Annotated in this window: 16 protein-coding genes; 4 read left to right on the top strand and 12 right to left on the bottom strand. The window is 71.4% G+C overall.

Translation table 11 applies throughout. The annotated features are described in order from the left end of the window. Positions 1–14: 14 nt before the first annotated feature. The 5 genes from pflA to DDP54_RS18945 form a co-directional block, all read right to left on the bottom strand. Positions 15–911: a pyruvate formate-lyase-activating protein gene (pflA, locus tag DDP54_RS14345; protein ID WP_109132682.1), complete on the bottom strand. Its 897-nt coding sequence runs from the start codon at positions 909–911 to the stop codon at positions 15–17. 34 nt (positions 912–945) lie between these two features. Further along, complete coding sequence (pflB, locus tag DDP54_RS14350) at positions 946–3,213, bottom strand: formate C-acetyltransferase (RefSeq protein WP_109132683.1); 2,268 nt, start codon at positions 3,211–3,213, stop codon at positions 946–948. Positions 3,214–3,367: 154 nt separating this feature from the next. Continuing rightward, positions 3,368–5,251: a 1-deoxy-D-xylulose-5-phosphate synthase gene (gene dxs / locus DDP54_RS14355; RefSeq protein ID WP_109132684.1), complete on the bottom strand. Its 1,884-nt coding sequence runs from the start codon at positions 5,249–5,251 to the stop codon at positions 3,368–3,370. 78 nt (positions 5,252–5,329) lie between these two features. Continuing rightward, on the bottom strand, positions 5,330–5,734 hold the full coding sequence (locus DDP54_RS18940; protein ID WP_347338539.1) for a glycosyltransferase: 405 nt from the start codon (positions 5,732–5,734) through the stop codon (positions 5,330–5,332). After that, positions 5,620–6,453 (bottom strand): glycosyltransferase, encoded by an 834-nt coding sequence (locus DDP54_RS18945; protein WP_347338540.1) that lies wholly within the window; start codon positions 6,451–6,453, stop codon positions 5,620–5,622. Before DDP54_RS18945 ends, DDP54_RS18940 begins: the two co-directional genes overlap by 115 nt. Before the next feature lie 163 nt (positions 6,454–6,616). On the opposite strand from DDP54_RS18945, the gene DDP54_RS14365 reads away from it, so the two are divergent. The 4 genes from DDP54_RS14365 to DDP54_RS14380 are packed head-to-tail and all read left to right on the top strand — an operon-like array spanning position 6,617 to position 11,857. Next, positions 6,617–8,776: a glycogen debranching N-terminal domain-containing protein gene (locus DDP54_RS14365; RefSeq protein ID WP_109132685.1), complete on the top strand. Its 2,160-nt coding sequence runs from the start codon at positions 6,617–6,619 to the stop codon at positions 8,774–8,776. Positions 8,777–8,795: 19 nt separating this feature from the next. Continuing rightward, the gene (locus tag DDP54_RS14370; protein ID WP_109132686.1) at positions 8,796–10,250 is read left to right on the top strand and encodes a GuaB1 family IMP dehydrogenase-related protein; all 1,455 of its coding nucleotides are present in this window, start codon (positions 8,796–8,798) and stop codon (positions 10,248–10,250) included. After that, positions 10,247–10,939, top strand: coding sequence for a CoA pyrophosphatase (locus DDP54_RS14375; protein WP_242448484.1), 693 nt, complete (start codon positions 10,247–10,249; stop codon positions 10,937–10,939). The genes DDP54_RS14370 and DDP54_RS14375 overlap by 4 nt, the downstream gene beginning before the upstream one ends. Before the next feature lie 27 nt (positions 10,940–10,966). Beyond that, on the top strand, positions 10,967–11,857 hold the full coding sequence (locus DDP54_RS14380; RefSeq protein ID WP_109132687.1) for an aminoglycoside phosphotransferase family protein: 891 nt from the start codon (positions 10,967–10,969) through the stop codon (positions 11,855–11,857). A gap of 39 nt (positions 11,858–11,896) precedes the next feature. On the opposite strand, the gene DDP54_RS14385 is transcribed toward DDP54_RS14380, so the two are convergent. From DDP54_RS14385 to DDP54_RS14415, 7 genes are all read right to left on the bottom strand, one after another. Next, positions 11,897–12,322 carry a DUF1801 domain-containing protein gene (locus DDP54_RS14385; protein WP_242448485.1) on the bottom strand — a complete coding sequence of 142 codons (426 nt, stop codon included), beginning with the start codon at positions 12,320–12,322 and terminating at the stop codon, positions 11,897–11,899. Between the two features lie 183 nt (positions 12,323–12,505). Further along, a complete protein-coding gene (acnA, locus tag DDP54_RS14390) occupies positions 12,506–15,262 on the bottom strand; it encodes an aconitate hydratase AcnA (protein ID WP_109132688.1) in 2,757 nt (918 codons plus the stop codon). Between the two features lie 160 nt (positions 15,263–15,422). Continuing rightward, positions 15,423–15,641, bottom strand: a complete 219-nt coding sequence (locus tag DDP54_RS14395) for a translation initiation factor 2 (RefSeq protein ID WP_109132689.1) — start codon at positions 15,639–15,641, stop codon at positions 15,423–15,425. A gap of 117 nt (positions 15,642–15,758) precedes the next feature. After that, on the bottom strand, positions 15,759–16,034 hold the full coding sequence (locus DDP54_RS14400; RefSeq protein ID WP_158274538.1) for a GNAT family N-acetyltransferase: 276 nt from the start codon (positions 16,032–16,034) through the stop codon (positions 15,759–15,761). Continuing rightward, positions 16,031–16,747, bottom strand: coding sequence for a hypothetical protein (locus DDP54_RS14405; RefSeq protein ID WP_109132691.1), 717 nt, complete (start codon positions 16,745–16,747; stop codon positions 16,031–16,033). Before DDP54_RS14405 ends, DDP54_RS14400 begins: the two co-directional genes overlap by 4 nt. A 127-nt stretch (positions 16,748–16,874) precedes the next feature. Then, entirely contained in the window at positions 16,875–18,164 is a 1,290-nt protein-coding gene (locus tag DDP54_RS14410) for a TRAM domain-containing protein (protein ID WP_109132692.1), read from the bottom strand. After that, positions 18,154–20,157 carry an APC family permease gene (locus DDP54_RS14415; RefSeq protein ID WP_109132693.1) on the bottom strand — a complete coding sequence of 668 codons (2,004 nt, stop codon included), beginning with the start codon at positions 20,155–20,157 and terminating at the stop codon, positions 18,154–18,156. Before DDP54_RS14415 ends, DDP54_RS14410 begins: the two co-directional genes overlap by 11 nt. Positions 20,158–20,235 lie beyond the last annotated feature (78 nt).

The following is a 20,235-nucleotide window of genomic DNA, read 5'->3' on the forward strand; positions in this document are numbered from 1 at the left end:
GCCGAGGAGGTCGGTCAGAAGACCGTCAGCCCCCGGGCTCGGAACTGCTCGCGCACGCGGGTGACGAGCTCGGGGGTCGGCGGGGACGTGTCCTCGAGCTCGTAGCGCATCCCGAGGCTGTCCCACTTGTCCCGGCCCATCTGGTGGAACGGGAGGACCTCGACGCGGGTCACGGTCGACAGCGTCGCGACGTAGTCAGCGACGGCATCCACGTTCTCGGGCGCGTCCGTCAGCCCGGGGACCAGGACGAAGCGGACCCAGATCTCCGTGCCGCGCGCGGCGAGGCGGCGACCGAAGTCGAGCGTCGGCTGCAGCTCGCGGCCTGTGACGCGCTTGTAGGTCTCGGGGATGCCCGACTTCACGTCGAGCAGGACCAGGTCGATGTCGTCGAGCATCTCGTCGGTGCAGTGCGCCCCGAGGTACCCCGACGTGTCGACGGCGGTGTGCAGGCCCATCTCCTTCACGCCGCGCAGGATCCGCGCGACGAACGCAGGCTGCATGAGCGGCTCGCCACCCGAGATGGTCACGCCGCCGCCCGTGACCTGGAAGATGCTCGTGTACCGGGCGATGCGGTCGAGCAGCTCGGTCGCGGTCACGGGCTCGCCGCGCCGCATCTCCATCGTGTCGGGGTTGTGGCAGTAGAGGCACTGCAGCGGGCAGCCCGACAGGAACACCGTCATCCGGGTGCCCGGCCCGTCGACGGCCGTGACGAGCTCCCACGAGTGCAGGGAGCCGAGCTCACCGGCCCTGACCTGGGCGAACTTCTCGGACCGACCGACCTCGCTGACCTCGAGTCCCGACGTCCCGGCCGTGGCACGGTGGTGCGACCCACCGACGACCGGCAGGGACAGCTCGATCACGGGCGCGCCGACCGGGTCGGCACCCTGGGGTGCTGCCGTGGTGACGTTCATGAGGGGCTGGTCCTGCCGGTCGTGGTGGTGCGGCTCAGAGGCCGCCGTGGAAGGTGCGCGAGAGGACGTCGAGCTGCTGGTCGCGCGTCAGCCGGACGAAGTTGACCGCGTAGCCGGAGACCCGGATGGTCAGCTGGGGGTAGTTCTCGGGGTGCTCCATGGCGTCCTCGAGGGTCTCGCGGTTCAGAACGTTGATGTTCAGGTGGTAACCGGAAGAGACGTTGTACCCGTCGAGCAGGCCGACCAGGTTCGCGACCTGCTCGTCCTTCGTGCGGCCGAGGCCCGAGGGCACGACCGTCGAGGTCAGGGAGATGCCGTCCTGCGCCTCGGAGTACGGCAGCTTGGCGACCGAGAGGGCCGAGGCGAGCATGCCGTGGGTGTCGCGGCCGTTCATCGGGTTGGCACCCGGCGCGAACGGCTCGCCGCGGCGGCGACCGTCGGGGGTGTTGCCCGTGGCCTTGCCGTAGACGACGTTCGAGGTGATGGTCAGGACCGACTGCGTGTGCAGCGAGTCGCGGTAGGTCTTCTGCGCACGAATCTTGTCCATGAAGCTCGTGACGACCTGGATCGCGATGTCGTCCGCACGGTCGTCGTCGTTCCCGAACATCGGGAACTCGCCTTCGACCGTGTAGTCGGTCACGAGGCCCGACTCGTCGCGCACGGGGCGCACGGTCGCGTACTTGATCGCGGAGAGCGAGTCGGTGACGACCGAGAGGCCGGCGATGCCGCAGGCCATGGTGCGCAGGATGGTCCGGTCGTGCAGGGCCATCTCGAGACGCTCGTAGGCGTACTTGTCGTGCATGTAGTGCACGCAGTTGAGCGCGTCGACGTAGGTCTCGGCGAGCCAGTCGGTCAGCTTGTCGAACTTCTCCGACACGTCGTCGAAGTCGAGCACGTCACCGGCGACCGGCGCGCTGACCGGGGCGATCTGCTTGCCGCTGATCTCGTCACGCCCGCCGTTGATCGCGTAGAGCAGCGTCTTGGCGAGGTTGACGCGCGCACCGAAGAACTGCATCTGCTTGCCGACCCGCATCGCGGAGACGCAGCAGGCGATCGCGGCGTCGTCGCCCCAGCAGGAGCGGATGAGCTCGTCGGACTCGTACTGGATCGCGGAGGTGTCGATCGAGACCTGCGCGCAGAACGCCTTGAAGCCCGCGGGGAGCAGGTTGCTCCACAGGACAGTGAGGTTCGGCTCCGGCGCCGGGCCCAGGTTGTAGAGCGTCTGGAGGAAGCGGAACGAGGACTTGGTGACGAGCGGGCGCCCGTCCTCACCGATGCCACCGATCGACTCGGTGACCCAGGTCGGGTCGCCCGCGAAGATGTCGTCGTACTCGGGCGTGCGCAGGAACCGGACGATCCGCAGCTTGATGACGAGGTCGTCGATGAACTCCTGGGCCTGCGACTCGGTGATCACGCCTTCGGCGAGGTCGCGCTGCAGGTAGACGTCGAGGAAGGTCGAGGTGCGACCGAGCGACATCGCCGCACCGTTCTGCTCCTTGACCGCGCCCAGGTAGGCGAAGTAGAGCCACTGCACGGCCTCGCGGGCCGTTGCCGCGGGCTGAGAGATGTCGAAGCCGTAGGAGGCGGCCATGGCCTTGAGCTCCTGCAGCGCGCGGATCTGCTCCGCGTTCTCCTCACGGTCGCGGATGACGTCCTCGACGGAGCGCTCCATGTCCAGCTCGGCGCGCTCGATCTTCTTGGCGTTGATCAGCGCGTCGATGCCGTACAGCGCGACGCGGCGGTAGTCACCGATGATGCGGCCGCGGCCGTAGGCGTCGGGCAGGCCCGTGATGATGTGCGACGAGCGCGCGGCCCGGACGTTGGGGGGGTAGACGTCGAAGACCCCGGCGTTGTGGGTCTTGCGGTAGTCCGTGAAGATCTTCTTGATGTCCTGGGGGATCTCGTAGCCGTACGTCTTCAGCGACGTCTCGACCATGCGCCATCCGCCGTTGGGGATCATCGCGCGCTTGAGGGGGGCGTCCGTCTGCAGGCCGACGATGAGCTCGTTCGCCTGGTCGATGTAGCCGGCACCGTGCGAGGTGATGGTCCCGGGCGTCTTGTTGTCGATGTCGTAGACACCGCGCTCACGCTCCTCGGGGAACATCGCGCTCAGCGTCGTCCAGATGCCCGTGGTGCGGGGCGTGGGGCCCGCAAGGAACTCTGCGTCGCCCGTGTAGGGCGTGTAGTTGCGCTGGATGAAGTCGCGGACGTCGATCCCGTCGGACCACGGGCCTGCGACGAAGCTGCGCCAGGCACCCGCGGTGGCGTCGGTGCTGGACTGCTGGACTGCTGTGGTGGACATCTCTGCTCCTCGTGGAGGTCGTCGTGCCATCAACGCTACCGAAAAGTCATGGGATGTCTTGGGACTTTCGCCCCGACGGGGGCAGCTGGCGACGTGAGACGCGTCACCATGGGTCCCGATTGTCCCTCCGAGACCCGGTCGGGCGCTACGGGTGTCAGCGCGCTCCGTCGATCGCCGTCAGGACGTCTCGCGCGATGTCCTGAGGCTGGAGCCGCAGGTCCGTCGAGAGCTGCTCGGTCGTGGCGTGCCCCAGGAACGCCAGGGGGACGCCGATCGGCTGGACCGGCACGCTCAGACCTGCCGCCCGCGTCCGCTGAGCGAGCTGGGAGCCGATCCCGCCGTCGACCACGCCGTCCTCGAGCGTCACGACGTGGTCGTGCTCACCGGCGAGCTTCACCAGCGCCGACGGCACGGGCAGCGCCCAGCGAGGGTCGACGACCGTGACCCGCAGGCCGTGCGCCGCAAGCAGCTCAGCGGTCGCGATCGCGGTGTCGGCCATCGACCCGATCGAGACCACGAGGACGGACGGAGCACCGGCGGGGGCCGAGTGGCGCGCCAGCACGTCCACGCCGTCGACCTCGTCGATCGCAGGGATCGTCGCGCTCAGGGCGCCCTTCGGGTAGCGCACGACGCTCGGCGCGTCGTCGATGTCCACCGCGACCCGCAGCGCGTCGCGCAGGGTCGGCTCGTCACGCGGTGCGGCGAGGCGCAGGCCCGGCACGATGCGCAGCATCGCCATGTCCCACATGCCGTTGTGGCTCGCGCCGTCGACGCCCGTGAGTCCCGCACGGTCGAGCACGAAGGTCACGCCGGCCTTGTGCAGCGCGACGTCCATGAGGATCTGGTCGAACGCTCGGTTCAGGAACGTCGCGTACACGGCGACGACCGGGTGGAGGCCCGCGAACGCCATACCCGCGGCCGACGTCGCCGCGTGCTGCTCGGCGATCCCGACGTCGAACGTCCGCTCGGGGAACTCCGCCGCGAACGGCGCGAGCCCGACGGGTGCGAGCATCGCGGCCGTGATCGCCACGACGTCGGGCCGACGTCGACCGATCCGGACGATCTCGTCGGCGAACACGCTCGTCCAGCCGAACCGGGACGGTGCGACCGGCAGGCCGGTCTCCGGGTGGATCTGCCCGACGGCGTGGAACCGGTCGGCGACGTCCTGCTCGGCCGGCGTGTACCCCCGACCCTTCTCGGTGATGACGTGCACGAGGACCGGCCCACCGAAGGACCTGGCGCGCTGGAGCGCCCGCTCGACCGCGGGCTCGTCGTGACCGTCGACCGGGCCGACGTACTTCAGCCCGAGGTCCTCGAACATGCCCTGCGGCGCGACGACGTCCTTGATGCCCTTCTTGAGGCCGTGCAGCGCGTCGTACGCGAACCGTCCGGGCGGGCCGGACCGCTTCAGGGTGCGCTTGCCCCACGTGAGCACGTGCTCGTACCCCTGCGTCGTGCGCAGCGTGTCGAGGTGATGGGCGAGCCCGCCGATCGTCGGCGCGTAGGAGCGCCCGTTGTCGTTGACGATGATGACGAGGCGGCGGTCCTGCGACGCCGCGATGTTGTTGAGGGCCTCCCACGCCATGCCGCCGGTCAGCGCGCCGTCGCCGATCACGGCCACGACGTGCCGGTCCCGGTGACCGAGGATCGCGTTGGCCTTCGCGATGCCGTCGGCCCAGCTGAGCGCCGTCGAGGCGTGCGAGTTCTCGACGACGTCGTGGACCGACTCCGTGCGGCTCGGGTAGCCCGACAAGCCCCCGCGCTTGCGGAGCGCAGAGAAGTCCTGGCGACCGGTCAGCAGCTTGTGCACGTACGCCTGGTGGCCCGTGTCGAACACGATGGTGTCGCGGGGTGACTCGAACACCCGGTGGATCGCGATCGTCAGCTCGACGACGCCGAGGTTGGGGCCGAGGTGACCGCCGGTGCGGGAGACGGACTGCACGAGGAAGTCACGGATCTCCTGGGACAGCGAGCGGACCTGCGCATGCGTCAGACGCCGCAGGTCAGCGGGTGTGGCGATGCGGGCGAGAACGCCCATGCGCATCTCCCTTCCTCGTGCGGCGACGATGCCGCACGTCGCAGTTGCCCCGTGGCAGCCGTCCTACTCTAGAACTCGTCACGCTCCCGCGCCCGCGCCATGGGCGGCGAGGTCGCGCAGCGCCCTGCCCCCGTCGACCACCGCGCGGTACATCCGCACGTAGCCGCGTGCCATCACCGGTAGGTCGAAGCACTCCTCGGCACGGGACCGGCAGTCTGCGGGATCGATCCCGGACACGGCGTCGATCGCCTCGACGAGCTCGTCGTAGGTGTCGACGACCAGGCCCGTCACACCGTCGAGCACGACCTCGGGGACGCTCCCCCGGCGCATCGCGACGACCGGCGTGCCGCAGGCCATGGCCTCCACCATCACCATCCCGAACGGCTCCTCCCACTGGATGGGGAAGACCAGCGCGCGCGCCCCGCGAGCAGCTCCCGCTTGGCCCTGGCATCCGCCTCGCCGACGTACTCGACCCCCGCCCACAGCCTGGGCGTGATCTCCCGGGCGAAGAACTCCTTCTCGTCCGGCTCGTTGAGCTTGCCGGCGAGCACGATCGGGCTGCCCGCGGCGCGCGCCGCATCGATGGCGAGCTGGGGTCCCTTCTCGTTGCTGAACCGGCCGAGCCACAGGACGTACCCGTCGTTGTCCGCGCGGAACGGGTAGGACGACACGTCCACGGCGTTGTGAACGGTGCCGAGCCAGTCGAGCTCGCTGTTCGCCCGCCGCTGCGCGTCGGAGATCGCGATGAGTCCCACGGTGCCCCCGAGGCGCCGGTAGTAGTCGGCGTGGAACCCGGTCACGGGTCCGTGCGCTGTGATCACCGTCGGCGCGACCCGGCCGCGCGCGAGCAGCGGGCCGGCGATCGTGTGGTCGTGCACCACGTCGACAGCGAGGTCCATGAACGCCTCCGCGGTCGCCGCGGCGTTGATGACCTCGGGGAGCGGGTCGCCCAGGGACTCGGTCGGAGGCGTGCCGAAAACCTGCACGAAGCGGTGGGCGGCCGTGCGGTTCTCGCCCGAGCCGACGAGGGTCACCTCGTGCCCGAGCAGCGTCAGCTGGTTGACGAGGTCCGCGACGACGGACTCGATGCCGCCGTACGCTCGCGGCGGCAGCCCGAACCACGGCGGCGCCACCATCCCGATCCGCAGCGAGCCGAGCGGCTCCGTTCCCTGAGGCAGCTTGCTCGCGAGGTCGACAGTCATGATGGCCCTCCTGTCACCGTGCATACGCGGCGTATGCGTGGCACCGGCGCACAGCGTCCCCAGCCTCGTTGCTCGCCGACGCCGACGTCGGGTTCTGTGTAGGTAGGCTAATCCGGACAGTTCGTCCTCGCCTGACGTCGCGTCGCAAGAGAGCTGGGGCACGATGGACACCCCGTCGTTCACACCGTTCGGACTGACCGACGACGCCCAGCTGCCCCTTCCCCCCGGCACGGTGGCGAGCCTCGTCGAGGGCTCGTCCTTCTGTGCGAGCTCGCCGAACGGTGACATCGAGCCCGGGGAGCAGCAGGGGCTGTTCGTCCGTGACACCCGGTTGATCTCGGAGTGGCGGCTGCTGGTCGACGGGGCACCGCTGCAGCCGCTCGCGACCGTTCCCGCAGAGCCCTTCGAGGGAACGTTCGTCTGCCGCGCCGCCCCCCGCCCAGGACATGACGACGCGACAGTGATCGTGCACCGCCGCCGGTTCGTGAGCGCGGGCATGCGCGAGGACGTGACCGTGCGCAACTACGGCACGGAGACCGCCGGGCTACGGCTGACCCTGGAGGTGGATGCGGACTTCGCCGACCTCTTCCAGGTCAAGGAGGCCCGTGGCGTGACCCGTCGAGCACATGTCCAGCACAACGCGGCGGGCAGCGATCTGCACTTCTGGTTCGAGCACGAGGGGGTGCGCCGCGGCGTGCGCATCTCGGCTCCGGGTGCCGAGGCCGCATCCCGCATCGTGTCGTTCCGGGTCGTGGCCCCCGCCCAGGGCAGCTGGACGACGACGATCGAGGTGCTGCCGAGCCTCGGGGGCTCCGAGCTCGAGGCCGCCTTCCCGGCCCACCTGCCCGTCGAGAGCGCCGCCGCGGCCGTGCGGATGCGGAGCTGGCGCGACACGGTGCCGCGCATCACGGTGGAGAACCGCCTGTTCCAGCTCGCGCTCGACCAGAGCGAGCGGGATCTCGGTGCACTGCGGATCGTCGACCTCGCTCACCCGGAGGACGACGTCGTCGCCGCCGGGGCCCCCTGGTTCATGGCGTTGTTCGGCCGCGACTCGTTGATCGCGAGCTGGATGGCCGTGTCGGTCGCGCCGAACCTCGCGCTCGGGACCTTGCGCACGCTCGCCCGCATGCAGGGCAAGCGCGTCGACCCGATGACCGAGGAGGAGCCCGGTCGGATCCTGCACGAGGTGCGGGTGGGTATCGACCTGACCCTCGCGCTCGGCGGGGAGTCCGTCTACTACGGCTCGATCGACTCGACCCCGCTCTTCGTCATGCTGGTGGACGAGGCCGCGCGGTGGGGCGTGCCGATGGCGGACGTCGCCGCGCTGATGCCCGCCGTCGACGCGGCCCTCGACTGGATGCGCGACTACGGCGACCGGGACGGCGACGGCTTCCTCGAGTACGGGCGCAGCACAGACCGGGGGCTGCTGCACCAGGGCTGGAAGGACAGCCACGACGGCATCTCGTTCGCCGACGGCACCCTCGCGGTGCCGCCCATCGCCCTCGCGGAGGTCCAGGGCTACGCGTACAGCGCCTACCGTGCGCGAGCGCACCTTGCGGGCCTGCTCGGTGACCCGGCCGGAGTGAAGGCCTGGACGGCACGCGCCGCGGAGCTGCGCGCGGCGTTCGACAGGGCGTTCTGGATCCCGGACAAGCAGAGGTTCGCGCTCGCGCTCGACCACGACAAGCGCCAGGTCGACTCCTTGGTCTCGAACATGGGTCAGTGCCTGTGGTCCGGGATCGTCCTGCCCGAGCGGGCTCCGGCGGTCGCCGCGGCGCTGCTCTCACCGGACCTCTTCACCGGGTTCGGCATCCGGACGCTCGGCGTCGGGATGGCGATGCACAACCCGGTCAGCTATCACAACGGGTCGGTGTGGCCGCACGACACGGCCCTCGCGGCCTCAGGGCTCGCCCGGTACGGGTTCGTGGACGAGTGCCTCGAGGTCGTGGACGGGCTCCTCGACGCGTCGGCCGCCTTCGGGAGCCGGCTCCCCGAGCTGTTCTGCGGTTTCGACCGACGGGACACCGGCTTCCCCGTGCCGTACCCCGCGGCGTGCACCCCCCAGGCCTGGGCGGCCGCCGCGCCGTTCCAGCTGCTGCGCACGCTGCTCCGGCTCGACCCGTGCGTGCCGCACCACACGATCCACGTGTCCCCGGCCCCGCCGTCGCTCGGCCATGTGCGCATGGACGGCGTCCCGTTCGCCGACACCCGTCTGTCCATCGAGGTGGACACGACGGACGTGCACGTCGAAGGGCTCCCTCCGGGCGCACGCGTGACCCGTGCGCCGGAGGATCACGGGTGCGACCGCTTCTCGCCGTTGTGACGCCTCGTACCCTTGAGGCATGCACTTCCTTCCCGGCCACAACGCCACGTCCGACCTGACCTACGGCGACGTCTTCCTCGTCCCCTCGCGCTCCGAGATCACGTCCCGCTTCGACGTCGACCTGTCGACCGTCGACGGGACCGGCACGACCATCCCCGTGGTCGTCGCGAACATGACGGCTGTCGCGGGTCGCCGCATGGCCGAGACGATCGCCCGCCGCGGCGGGATCACGGTGCTCCCCCAGGACGTCCCGACCGACGTGGTCGCGGATGTCGTGGCGTCCGTCAAGGCCAAGCACACCGTCGTGGAGAGCGCCGTCGTGGTCTCGCCCCAGGACACCGTGCACACCGCGCTGACGCTCATCGGCAAGCGCTCGCACGGCGCGGCGGTCGTCGTCGTCGACGGTCGCCCGGTCGGTGTCGTCGCCGCCGTGGACTGCGAGGGCGTCGACCGGTTCACGCAGGTCGGTGACGTCATGAGCACGAACCCGACGGTCGTCCCGCTCGATGTCCTCACGCAGGCCGGTGCGCGCGGTCTCGAGGCCGCGTTCGAGGCGCTGCATGGTTCCCGGCGCCGATTCTCGCCCGTCGTCCGCGGTGACGAGCTCGTCGGGATCCTCACCCAGATCGGCGCCCTGCGCTCGTCCATCTACCAGCCCGCGCTCGACGACGCCGGGCGCCTGCGCGTCGCCGCAGCGGTCGGGATCAACGGCGACGTCCGGGCGAAGGCGGCCGAGCTGCTCGAGGCCGGCGTCGACGTGCTCGTGGTCGACACGGCCCACGGTCACCAGCGCAAGATGCTCGAGACGCTCGCCGCGGTGCGGGCGCTCGACCCGGACGTCCCGGTCGTCGCCGGCAACGTCGTGACCGCCGAGGGCACGCGCGACCTGATCGAGGCCGGTGCCGACATCGTCAAGGTCGGTGTCGGCCCCGGGGCGATGTGCACGACCCGCATGATGACCGCCGTCGGGCGGCCGCAGTTCTCCGCCGTGCTCGAGTGCGCTGCCGAGGCCCGGCGCCACGGCGCGCACGTCTGGGCGGACGGCGGCGTGCGTCACCCGCGCGACGTCGCGCTCGCGCTGGCCGCCGGCGCCTCGCAGGTGATGATCGGCTCGTGGTTCGCGGGCACCCACGAGTCTCCCGGTGACCTGCACACGGACGCCGACGGCCGCCTGTACAAGGAGAGCTTCGGGATGGCCTCGGCTCGTGCCGTCGCGGCGCGCACCCGTGCCGGTTCGCCGTTCGAGCGCGCGCGCAAGGCGCTCTACGAGGAAGGGATCTCGTCCTCGCGCATCTACCTCGACCCCGAGCGTCCCGGCGTCGAGGACCTCCTCGACCGGATCACGTCGGGGCTGCGTTCGGCCTGCACCTACGTCGGTGCGACGACGCTCGAGGAGTTCACGGAGCGCGCCGTCGTCGGGATCCAGTCCGCTGCCGGGTACGACGAGGGGCGTCCGCTCCCGGAGGGTTGGTGACCGTTCCGGCCGAGCCCTCGGCGCAGTCCGCACGCGCGCAGCTCGTCGAGCTGTGCGCGCACCCGCCCGAGCGCTGGCCCGGCTCGACGGGGCCTCTCCACCCGTCGTCCGATCCGCGTCCGGCTGCGGTCCTCGTGCTCTTCGGCGTGCTCGACGCGGTCCCGTCGCGCGTGACCGGCACGCCGGTGGCGCGTGACCTCGACGTCCTGCTGCTTCGCCGCGCGTCGACCCTCACCGACCACGCCGGACAGGTCGCCTTCCCGGGCGGGAGGATCGACGCGGACGACGCCGGGCCCATCGACGCGGCGATCCGGGAGGCCGTCGAGGAGACCGGCCTCGACCCGGCCGGGGTCGAGGCGCTCGGCACGCTGCCGCCGCTCGCGCTTGCCGTCAGCAACCACCTCGTCACCCCGGTCCCCGCCTGGTGGCGGCGGCCGACGCCCGTCGTGGCGGTGGACCACGGCGAGACCGTCGACGTCTTCCGGGTGCCCGTCGCGGATCTGCTGCTCCCGGACAACCGCGGCTCGACGGCTCACGTGCGCGCCGGCCGCACGTGGCGTGCTCCGGCCTTCGTCGTGGGGGACGTCCTGGTGTGGGGGTTCACGGCCATCGTGCTCGACCGCATGTTCGACGCCCTCGCGTGGACCCAGTCGTGGGACGCCCGCCGGCTGATCGACCTCGCACCCTGACACCGTCCGACCCCCAGGAGGCCCGCGATGCCCGGCACGCCGCCCGCCGAGGTCGACGTCACTGTCGACCTCGTGCGCCGACTGCTGCGGGGCCAGCACCCCGACCTGGCCGAGCTGCCCCTGCGGGTCGTGGCGAACGGCTGGGACAACGTGACGCTACGGCTCGGCGACGCGCTCGCCGTGCGGGTGCCTCGCCGCGCAATGGCCGCGCAGCTCGTCCGCCACGAGCAGCGGTGGCTGCCCGTGCTTGCTCCGAGGCTCGGTGTCGACATCCCGGTCCCGGTGCGGATCGGTCACCCGGCCGACGAGATGCCGTGGGGCTGGAGCGTCGTGCCGTGGTTCGCCGGCACGATGGTGGCGAGCGTGCCGGTCGCTGCCCGCAGCACGCTCGCACGGCCGCTCGCCGAGGTGCTCGCGCGCCTGCACGCTCCGGCACCCGACGACGCGCCGTCGAACCCGGTTCGGGGAGTCTCGCTGCGCACCCGCGACGACGCCGTGCGCGCCCGGCTCGATGCCGGCCACGTCCCCGGAGCGCACCGAGTCGGCCGGCTGTGGGACGAGCTGCTGGACACCCCGAGCTGGGCCGGCCCGGCACTGTGGATCCATGGCGACCCGCACCCGCTGAACCTCCTCGCGGGCGCTGACGGGGGCCTGGGCGCGATCCTCGACTTCGGGGACGTCACAGCCGGCGACCCGGCCACGGACCTGGCGACCGTCTGGATGACGTTCGATGCCGCGGGCCGCGAGGAGTTCCGGGCGACCACGACCACGCTCAGCGGGACCGACCCGCACACCTGGCGGCGGGCGCGCGGCTGGGCGCTGTCCTTCGCGACGGTGTTCCTCGCGCACGGCGACGACGAGCCGCTCATGCGCCACATCGGCGAGCACACCTTGCGCGAGGTCCTCGCCGGCGACTGACCCCGGGAGTCGGCCCGACGACCCGGAGCGGGGCGACGACTACGCGAGGCGGCGGACCGCGGCGTACGACAGCCGCACCAGCTCGGCGAGCACCTCGAGGTCGACGTCGACCAGCCGCTTGAGGTGCAGGCTGCCCTTGCTGATCTTGTGCGGCCCGAGCGGCACGAGCATGGCGCGGTACCCGTCGGCCCCGTCGATGAGGTAGAGCGTCGTGTCCGCCTTCTTCGGCGCGAACGCGATGGCGGCGGTGTCCTCCTGGAGCCCGCTCGGGTAGCGGTACGTGTGATGGCCGAAGCCGACGACCGACGTCCCCCAGAGCACCGGCGGCTCTCCGGTGACCCGCCCGATGAGCTCGATCAGCGTGCGGGCGTCCTGCCGGCGGGCCGGGTCGGCGATCGACGCCACGAACGCCTCGACGTCCCCGCCGCGTGCCGTCCCTCTCGGGTCCTGGTCTGCCGTCGCCATGCCACGATTCTGCCAGCAGACCGCCCGCTCACCACGACAGGCGCGTGCCGTCGACGAACGACCGCCGGACCAGCTCGCCGAGGACCGCACCGTCCCCGTCCGGGCGATGCGTCTGGACCCACCGGAGGGCGCCCGCACCTGGTGCGAGCGCCCTCCGGTGGCCCGTCCGGGCCGAGCAGCAGGTCAGGACGCGACGAGCGACCGGAGCACGTACTGCAGGATGCCGCCGTTGCGGTAGTAGTCGGCCTCGCCGGGGGTGTCGATCCGCAGCACCGCGTCGAACGACACCGACGCTCCGTCGGGCTTGGTCGCCGTGACGAGCAGCGTCGCGGGCGTGGTGCCCTCGTTGAGCGCCGTCACCCCCACGATGTCGAACGTCTCGGTGCCGTCGAGCCCGAGCGTCTCGGCCGACTCGCCCGCCGGGAACTGCAGCGGCAGCACACCCATCCCGATGAGGTTGGACCGGTGGATCCGCTCGAAGCTCTCGGTGATGACGGCCTTGACCCCGAGCAACGCGGTGCCCTTGGCGGCCCAGTCGCGCGACGACCCCGAGCCGTACTCCTTGCCGCCGAGGATGACGAGTGGGATCCCGGCCGCCTGGTAGGCCCGCGACGCGTCGTAGATCGTCGTCTGCTCATCGGTCAGCAGGTTGCGGGTGAAGCCGCCCTCGACCCCGGGCACCAGCTGGTTGCGCAGGCGGATGTTCGCGAACGTGCCGCGGATCATGACCTCGTGGTTGCCGCGACGCGAGCCGTACGAGTTGAAGTCCCGACGGTCGACGCCGTGCTCGGCGAGGTAGGCACCCGCGGGGCTGTCCGCCTTGATCGAGCCGGCGGGGCTGATGTGGTCGGTCGTGACCGAGTCGCCCAGCTTGGCCAGCACCCGCGCGCCCGTGAAGTCCGTGACCGGGGCCGGCTCGGCCGTCATTCCGTCGAAGTACGGGGGCTTGCGCACGTAGGTCGAGTCGGGGTCCCACGCGAACGTGTCGCCGACCGGGGTCGGTAGCGCGCGCCACTGCTCGTCGCCCGTGAAGACGTCGGCGTAGTCCTTCGTGAACATGTCCCGGTCGATCGACGCGTCGATCGTCGCCTGGACCTCCTCGGCCGTCGGCCAGATGTCCCGCAGGAACACGGGTGTGCCGTCCTCGGCGCGGCCCAGCGGCTCGTGGTCGAAGTCGAACTCCATCGTGCCGGCGAGCGCGTAGGCGATGACGAGCGGCGGCGAGGCGAGGTAGTTCATCTTGATGTCGGGGTTGATGCGACCCTCGAAGTTCCGGTTGCCGGACAGCACCGAGACGACCGCGAGGTCGTGCGTGTTGACGGCGGCGGAGACCTTCTCGTCGAGCGGGCCGGAGTTTCCGATGCAGGTCGTGCAGCCGTAGCCGACCAGGTGATAGCCGAGCTTCTCGAGGTACGGCCACAGGCCGGCCTTCTCGTAGTAGTTCGTGACGACCTGCGACCCCGGAGCCATCGACGTCTTGACCCAGGGCTTGGCCGTGAGGCCCTTCTCGACGGCCTTCTTCGCGAGGAGGCCGGCGGCGAGCATGACCGACGGGTTCGACGTGTTGGTGCACGACGTGATCGAGGCGATCGCGACGGCGCCGTGGAACAGGTCGAAGGTCCGGCCGGTCGTGTCCGTGACGTGAACGGTGCGCTGTGTGGACGCCCGGATCGCCGGCGAGTCGGAGGCCGGGAAGGACTCCTCCTCCGCCTCGTCGACCGTGTCCCGCACCTCGGGCGCATAGGTCGGCAGGTCGCGCTCGAACGCGGCCTTGGCATGCGTGAGCTCGATGCGGTCCTGGGGGCGCTTCGGGCCGGCGATCGACGGGACGACCGTCGACAGGTCGAGCTCGAGGTACTCCGAGAAGAGCGGCTCGACGTAGCCCGCGGCCGTCGGATCGAGCCAGAGGCCCTGCTCCTTGGCGTACGCCTCGACGAGGGCGATCTGCTCGTACGAGCGCCCCGTGAGGCGCAGGTAGTCCATCGTCACCGAGTCGATCGGGAAGATCGCGGCCGTCGACCCGAACTCCGGGCTCATGTTGCCGATGGTGGCGCGGTTCGCGAGCGGCACCCCAGCGACCCCCTCGCCGTAGAACTCGACGAACTTGCCGACCACGCCGTGCTGGCGCAGCTGCTGGGTGATCGTCAGGACGACGTCGGTCGCGGTGACCCCGGCGGGGATCGCACCCGACAGCTTGAAGCCGACGACGCGCGGGATGAGCATCGACACCGGCTGGCCGAGCATGGCCGCCTCCGCCTCGATGCCGCCGACGCCCCAGCCGAGCACGCCGAGCCCGTTGACCATCGTGGTGTGCGAGTCGGTGCCGACGCACGTGTCCGGGTAGGCGCGCAGCACGCCGTCGACCTCACGGGTCATGACCGTGCGGGCGAGGTACTCGATGTTGACCTGGTGCACGATCCCGGTGCCGGGCGGGACGACCTTGAAGTCGTCGAACGCCGTCTGCCCCCAGCGCAGGAACTGGTAGCGCTCACGGTTGCGCTGGTACTCGAGGTCGACGTTCCGGGCGAACGCGTCGGCCCGGCCGGCCACGTCGATCTGCACCGAGTGGTCGATGACGAGCTCGGCGGGCGCCAGGGGGTTGATCCTGCTCGGGTCCCCGCCCAGCTCGGCGACAGCCTCCCGCATCGTCGCGAGGTCGACGACGCACGGGACGCCGGTGAAGTCCTGCATGATCACGCGCGCGGGCGTGAACTGGATCTCGGTGTCCGGCTGCGCGTCGGGGTCCCACGCCGCGATCGCGCGCACGTGGTCGGCGGTGGTGTTCAGGCCGTCCTCGGTACGCAGCAGGTTCTCGGCAAGGATCTTGAGGCTGTACGGCAGGCGTGCGACGCCGGGGACGGCCGCGAGCCGGAAGATCTCGTAGGACGCATCACCGACCTCGAGCGTGCCCTTCGACCCGAAACTGTCGACGCTGCTCACTGTGGCTCCTTCGCTGGGCGGGCGTACCGACGGTGGCGTCCCGCCGGGACAGGGTGGCGGTCGCCGCCGGACCGTGCCGGCACGACGTCATGTATCTCGATGTCAAGATACATGTTAGCGGGTCAGGTCGTGCTGGGCGACACGCCACCGACCCCGCAGGTCAGCTGTGCGACGCGCCCTTGGCGGACTTGGCTGCTTTGGCTGCCTTGGCGGCCTCTGCCTCCGCCGCGACGGCCTCGGCCGCCTTCCGCTCGAACTCCACGGCCCGCTGGTGCGCGCGGGCGTCGTACTCCGGCGTGCCCTGCTTGAACAGCTCCTCGCTCGCGACCCGGCTCGCCTCGGCGAGCCGCTGCGCGGCCTCGTGCTCGTGGTCGGTCATCGTCGTCGACTCCCTCCGTCCGGGCCACCGCGGCCCGGCGCACCACCACGGTAGGCCGCCGGACCGTCTGTCGCGAGGCCTGGCGGCTGCGGCGCCGGCCGTGCACCCGCGCCGCTGTCAGGCGGGCTCGCGGACCCAGCTGTCGATCCGGTGGCTGCGCGTCGGGAGCAGCCCTCGGTACATGGCGTTCGCCTCCGCGTGCCACCCGGTGGCGGTGGCGTGTGCCACGCCTCGTTCCGCCAGCAGGTCGAGGCACGCGGCCACCGCAGCCGTCGCCAGGCCCAGCCCGCGCGAGCCGGGTCGCGTGCCGACGCCCTCGATGACCGCCGGCGCTCCCGATCCCGGGACGTACCCGAAGCACGTCGCCACGTCGATCCCGTGCGGCGCGATCACCGCGAGGTCGAGCTCGGGACAGTAACCCGGCAGGTCCGCGCGCGGGTAGGTCGCGTCCTTCGGCACCAGGTCCTCGCCGAGGAACGCCTGGGCCATGCACGCGAGCCGAGCGCGGCGGCCGCCGGTATGCAGGATGTCGCGCACCGTGTAGCCGGGGGCAGGACGACGCGCCTCGGGGGCGTCGTGCTGAGCTCGTGGATCGTCCCGACGCCGGCCTCGCCCGGCCGGAAGCCCAGGCGCCGCAGCGCGTCCTCGTGGACGTCACCGACGACGGCGTGCGTGCGCGCAGCGCCGCCCTCGCCCCACGTGCTCACGGCATCGGACACGACGGTCTCGGCGACGTCGACCCACGCCGGGTGGACGACGACGTCGAACGTCGGTCCCGGTCGCTCGTGGACGGCGATCGCGACGATGACGCCGTGGCCGTCGCGCCAGACCCGGACGTTCTGGCTGAGGTGGTCAGGGTCGCCAGCGCGCCGCGCGAGCGCGTCCACGCCCCACCACACGTTCCAGCGCGTCGAGTCCCAGCAGACAGGGCGCGCGAGCAGGACCGTCGCGGCATCGAGGAAGGTCGCGATCTCGGCGCGGAGGGCGGGCGTGTCGAGGATGCCCGCGTCGCGGGCGACATCGCCGTACCCCGGGACCTCCACCGATGTGCCGCGACGGTCGTCGTCGGTGTCGTGCGAGATCACGCCGGTGGCATCTGTCCCCATGCTTCGAGGATGCCCGCGCGGGCGGCGACGGGGCGGGGACCTTCGTCCGTCTACCGCTCCGTAGCGCTGTCGCGGCTCGTGAGCCTCACCACACCCGAGCCCGTCGAGCGCGGACGGCCACCCACGATCACGCCGGGAGGAGGACCGCCACGCACTCGACGTGGTGCGTCATCGGGAACAGGTCGAACGCCCGCACGTCGCCCAGCGTGTAGCCGGCGCCCGCGAAGTAGGCGATGTCGCGAGCGAGTGCCGCGGGGTCGCACGCCACGTACACGACCCGCTCGGGCCGCAGCGCGGCGATCGCCTCGACGACCACCCGACCCGCACCGACGCGCGGCGGGTCGAGGACGACGACGTCGGCGTGCACGACGCTCGAGCTCGAGTCGTCCTCACCGGTCATGACCCGTCCGACGTCGCCCTGGAGCAGCTCGACGTTCGGACGGTCGTGCACGACCCGGCGGGCGTCGCGGACGGCCCGGGCATCGCCCTCGACCGCGACGACGGCACCTGTGGGCCCGACGGCCTCGGAGATCGGCACGGTGAACAGCCCCGAGCCGGAGTACAGGTCGAGCACCGTGGCGCCCTCGACGTCGCCCAGCGCCTCGAGCACGGCGCGCGCAAGGACGCCGGGCGCCTCGCGGTGGACCTGCCAGAAGGCGCTGGCACCGACCCGGAACACATGGGTGCGGCCGGCGATCTCGACGATCTCGTTGACCGAGGACCGGGCGTTCGGGCGGGGGTCCGGGCGGCCACGGCGCAGGTCGAAGGGTTCGCCGTCGACCAGGACGAGCGGCGCGTCGCCGCCCGCGGGGGCCACGGCCTCGATGCGCGCACCGGGTCGCCACGTCTTGGAGAACAGGTCGAGCGCGACGATGGCCTCGCTCGCGAGCGGCATCGAGTCCAGCGCCAGCACGTCGTGCGAGCGGAACTTGCTCATGCCGGCCCGCCCCGAGGCGTCCGCCACGAGCTCGATGCGGGTGCGCCAGCCGAGCCCGCCACGCTCGTCGTCGCCGGGAGCCCCCTCGACGGGGACCTCGCGCTCGACGTGCGCCAGCCTGCTCAGCTGCTCGGCGATGACTGTCGACTTCCAGGCGCGCTGCGCGGGGAGGGCGACGTGAGCGAGCTCACCGCCACCCACTCCCCCGGGACCCGCAGCAGGCCAGGCCGACGGCACGCGATCCGGCGACGCCACGAGGACCTCGACCGCGTCGGCGCGCCAGAACGTCGCACCCTCGCCGGACTCGGTCAGACGCGCGAGCACCCGCTCGCCCGGCAGGGTGTGCCGCACGAAGACGACGCGGCCCCGGCCGGGGCCGTCCGCACCAGACGTCCCGTCGTCCACCGCATCCAGGCGTGCCACGCAGTGCCCGCCGTGCGCGATGGGGCCGATCTCGAGCTCAATCAGGTCAGAGTCCACGCGGAACCGTACCCCGGACCCGGTCCTCGAGCCCCGTCTGCCCGTGGGTGGACGCGAGCTGCCACGGCACGGAGGCGACGACGACGCCCGGCGTGAACAGCAGCCGGCCCTTGAGCCGCAGCGCGCTCTGGTTGTGCAGGAGCTGCTCCCACCAGTGCCCGACGACGTACTCCGGGATGTACACGACGACGAGGTCGCGCGGGCTCTCGCGCCGGATCGAGCGCACGTACGTCAGGATCGGGCGCGTGATCTCGCGGAAGGGCGAGTCCAGCACCTTGAGCGGGACGGGCAGGTCGAGGCTCTCCCACTCTGCCTGCAGCGCCGCGACGGCATCCGGCTCGACGCCCACCGTGACCGCCTCGAGCACCTGCGGCCGGGAGGCCCGCGCGTAGGCGATCGCACGCATCGTCGGGCGGTGCAGGTGCGAGACGAGCACGATCGCGTGCACGCGGCTCGGCAGGGCCCGGGCGGACTCGGCATCGACACCGAGAGCGAGCTCGGACCGGACGGCGTCGTAGTGCCCGCGGATCCCCCGCATGACCACGAACACCGCCCCCATGGCCAGGATCGCGATGTACGCACCGTGCGTGAACTTCGTCGCCAGCACGACGAGCAGGACCGTCCCGGTCATGCCGAAGCCGATCGAGTTGATCACCCGCGAGCGCCGCATCCGAGCCCGTGCACGCGGGTCGGGCTCGGTGCCCAGCTCGCGCGTCCAGTGCTTGATCATCCCGAGCTGGCTGAGCGTGAACGACACGAACACACCGACGATGTACAGCTGGATGAGGCGCGTCACCTCGGCGTCGAACGCCACGATGAGCGCGATGGCCGCCGCAGCGAGGGTGAGGATGCCGTTGGAGAACGCGAGCCGGTCGCCGCGCGTGTGCAGCTGGCGCGGCAGGTAGCCGTCGCGCGCCAGGATCGAGCCGAGGACCGGGAAGCCGTTGAACGCGGTGTTGGCGGCGAGCACCAGGATGATCCCCGTGACGACGGCGACGGCGTAGAACGCGATCGGCATCCCTTGGAAGATCGTCTCGGCGAGCTGTCCGATGACCGGGTGCTGCACGTAGGAGTCCCCCACGGGGATCCCGTCACGCAGCAGCTCCGTCGCCGGGAACTCCACGAAGTGGACGCCCGTGACCCGGGCGAGGAACAGGATCGACGTCATGAACAGTGCGGAGACCATCCCCAGCAGGGCGAGCGTCGTGGCCGCGTTCTTCGACTTCGGCTTCTTGAACGCGGGCACCCCGTTGCTGATCGCCTCGACGCCGGTCAGGGCCGCAGACCCGGACGCGAACGCCCGCAGGACGAGGAACACGCCGGCCGCGCCCGTCAGACCCTGGTCGAACGCGGAGGTGGGCACGATGTCGAGCTGCGCGCTCGCCGCCATCGGCAGGTTGCCCAGCACGTAGCGGACCAGCCCGACGATGGCCGTCGTCCCCACGGCGAGCATGTACAGGTAGACGGGGATCGCGAAGGCTGTCCCCGACTCCTTGACGCCGCGCAGGTTCACCAGCGTGATCAGCACGACGAGGATGATCGCGAAGACCATCTCGTGCCCTCGCAGGGCTGGCAGCGCCGACGACGCGTAGTGCGCGCCCGCGGAGATCGACACGGCCACCGTCAGCACGTAGTCGACGAGCAGCGCGCTCGCGACGGTCACACCGGCCGTCGGCCCGAGGTTCACGGTCGCGACCTCGTAGTCGCCACCACCCGACGGGTAGGCGTGGACGTTCTGCCGGTACGACGCGATCACCGTGACCATCACGATGACAACCGCCAGGCCGACCCACGGGGAGATGGCTGTGGCGGTCAGGCCTGCGACCGCGAGCGTGAGCAGGACCTCGTCCGGCGCGTACGCCACGGAGGACAGCGCGTCCGACGCGAACACGGGCAGCGCGATCCGCTTGGGGAGCAGGGTGTGGCCGAGCCGGTCGCTGCGGACGGGCCGTCCGAGCAGCAGGCGTTTGGCGGTATCCGCAATGTCCGACACGGGAGCCCATGCTAGGCCAGCGCACCCCGGACTTCGCGCCGACCGGTGGCGTCCGCGGGACGGCGGCGACGTCCACCC

Source organism: Cellulomonas sp. WB94 (genome assembly GCF_003115775.1).
Taxonomy (GTDB): Bacteria; Actinomycetota; Actinomycetes; order Actinomycetales; family Cellulomonadaceae; genus Cellulomonas_A.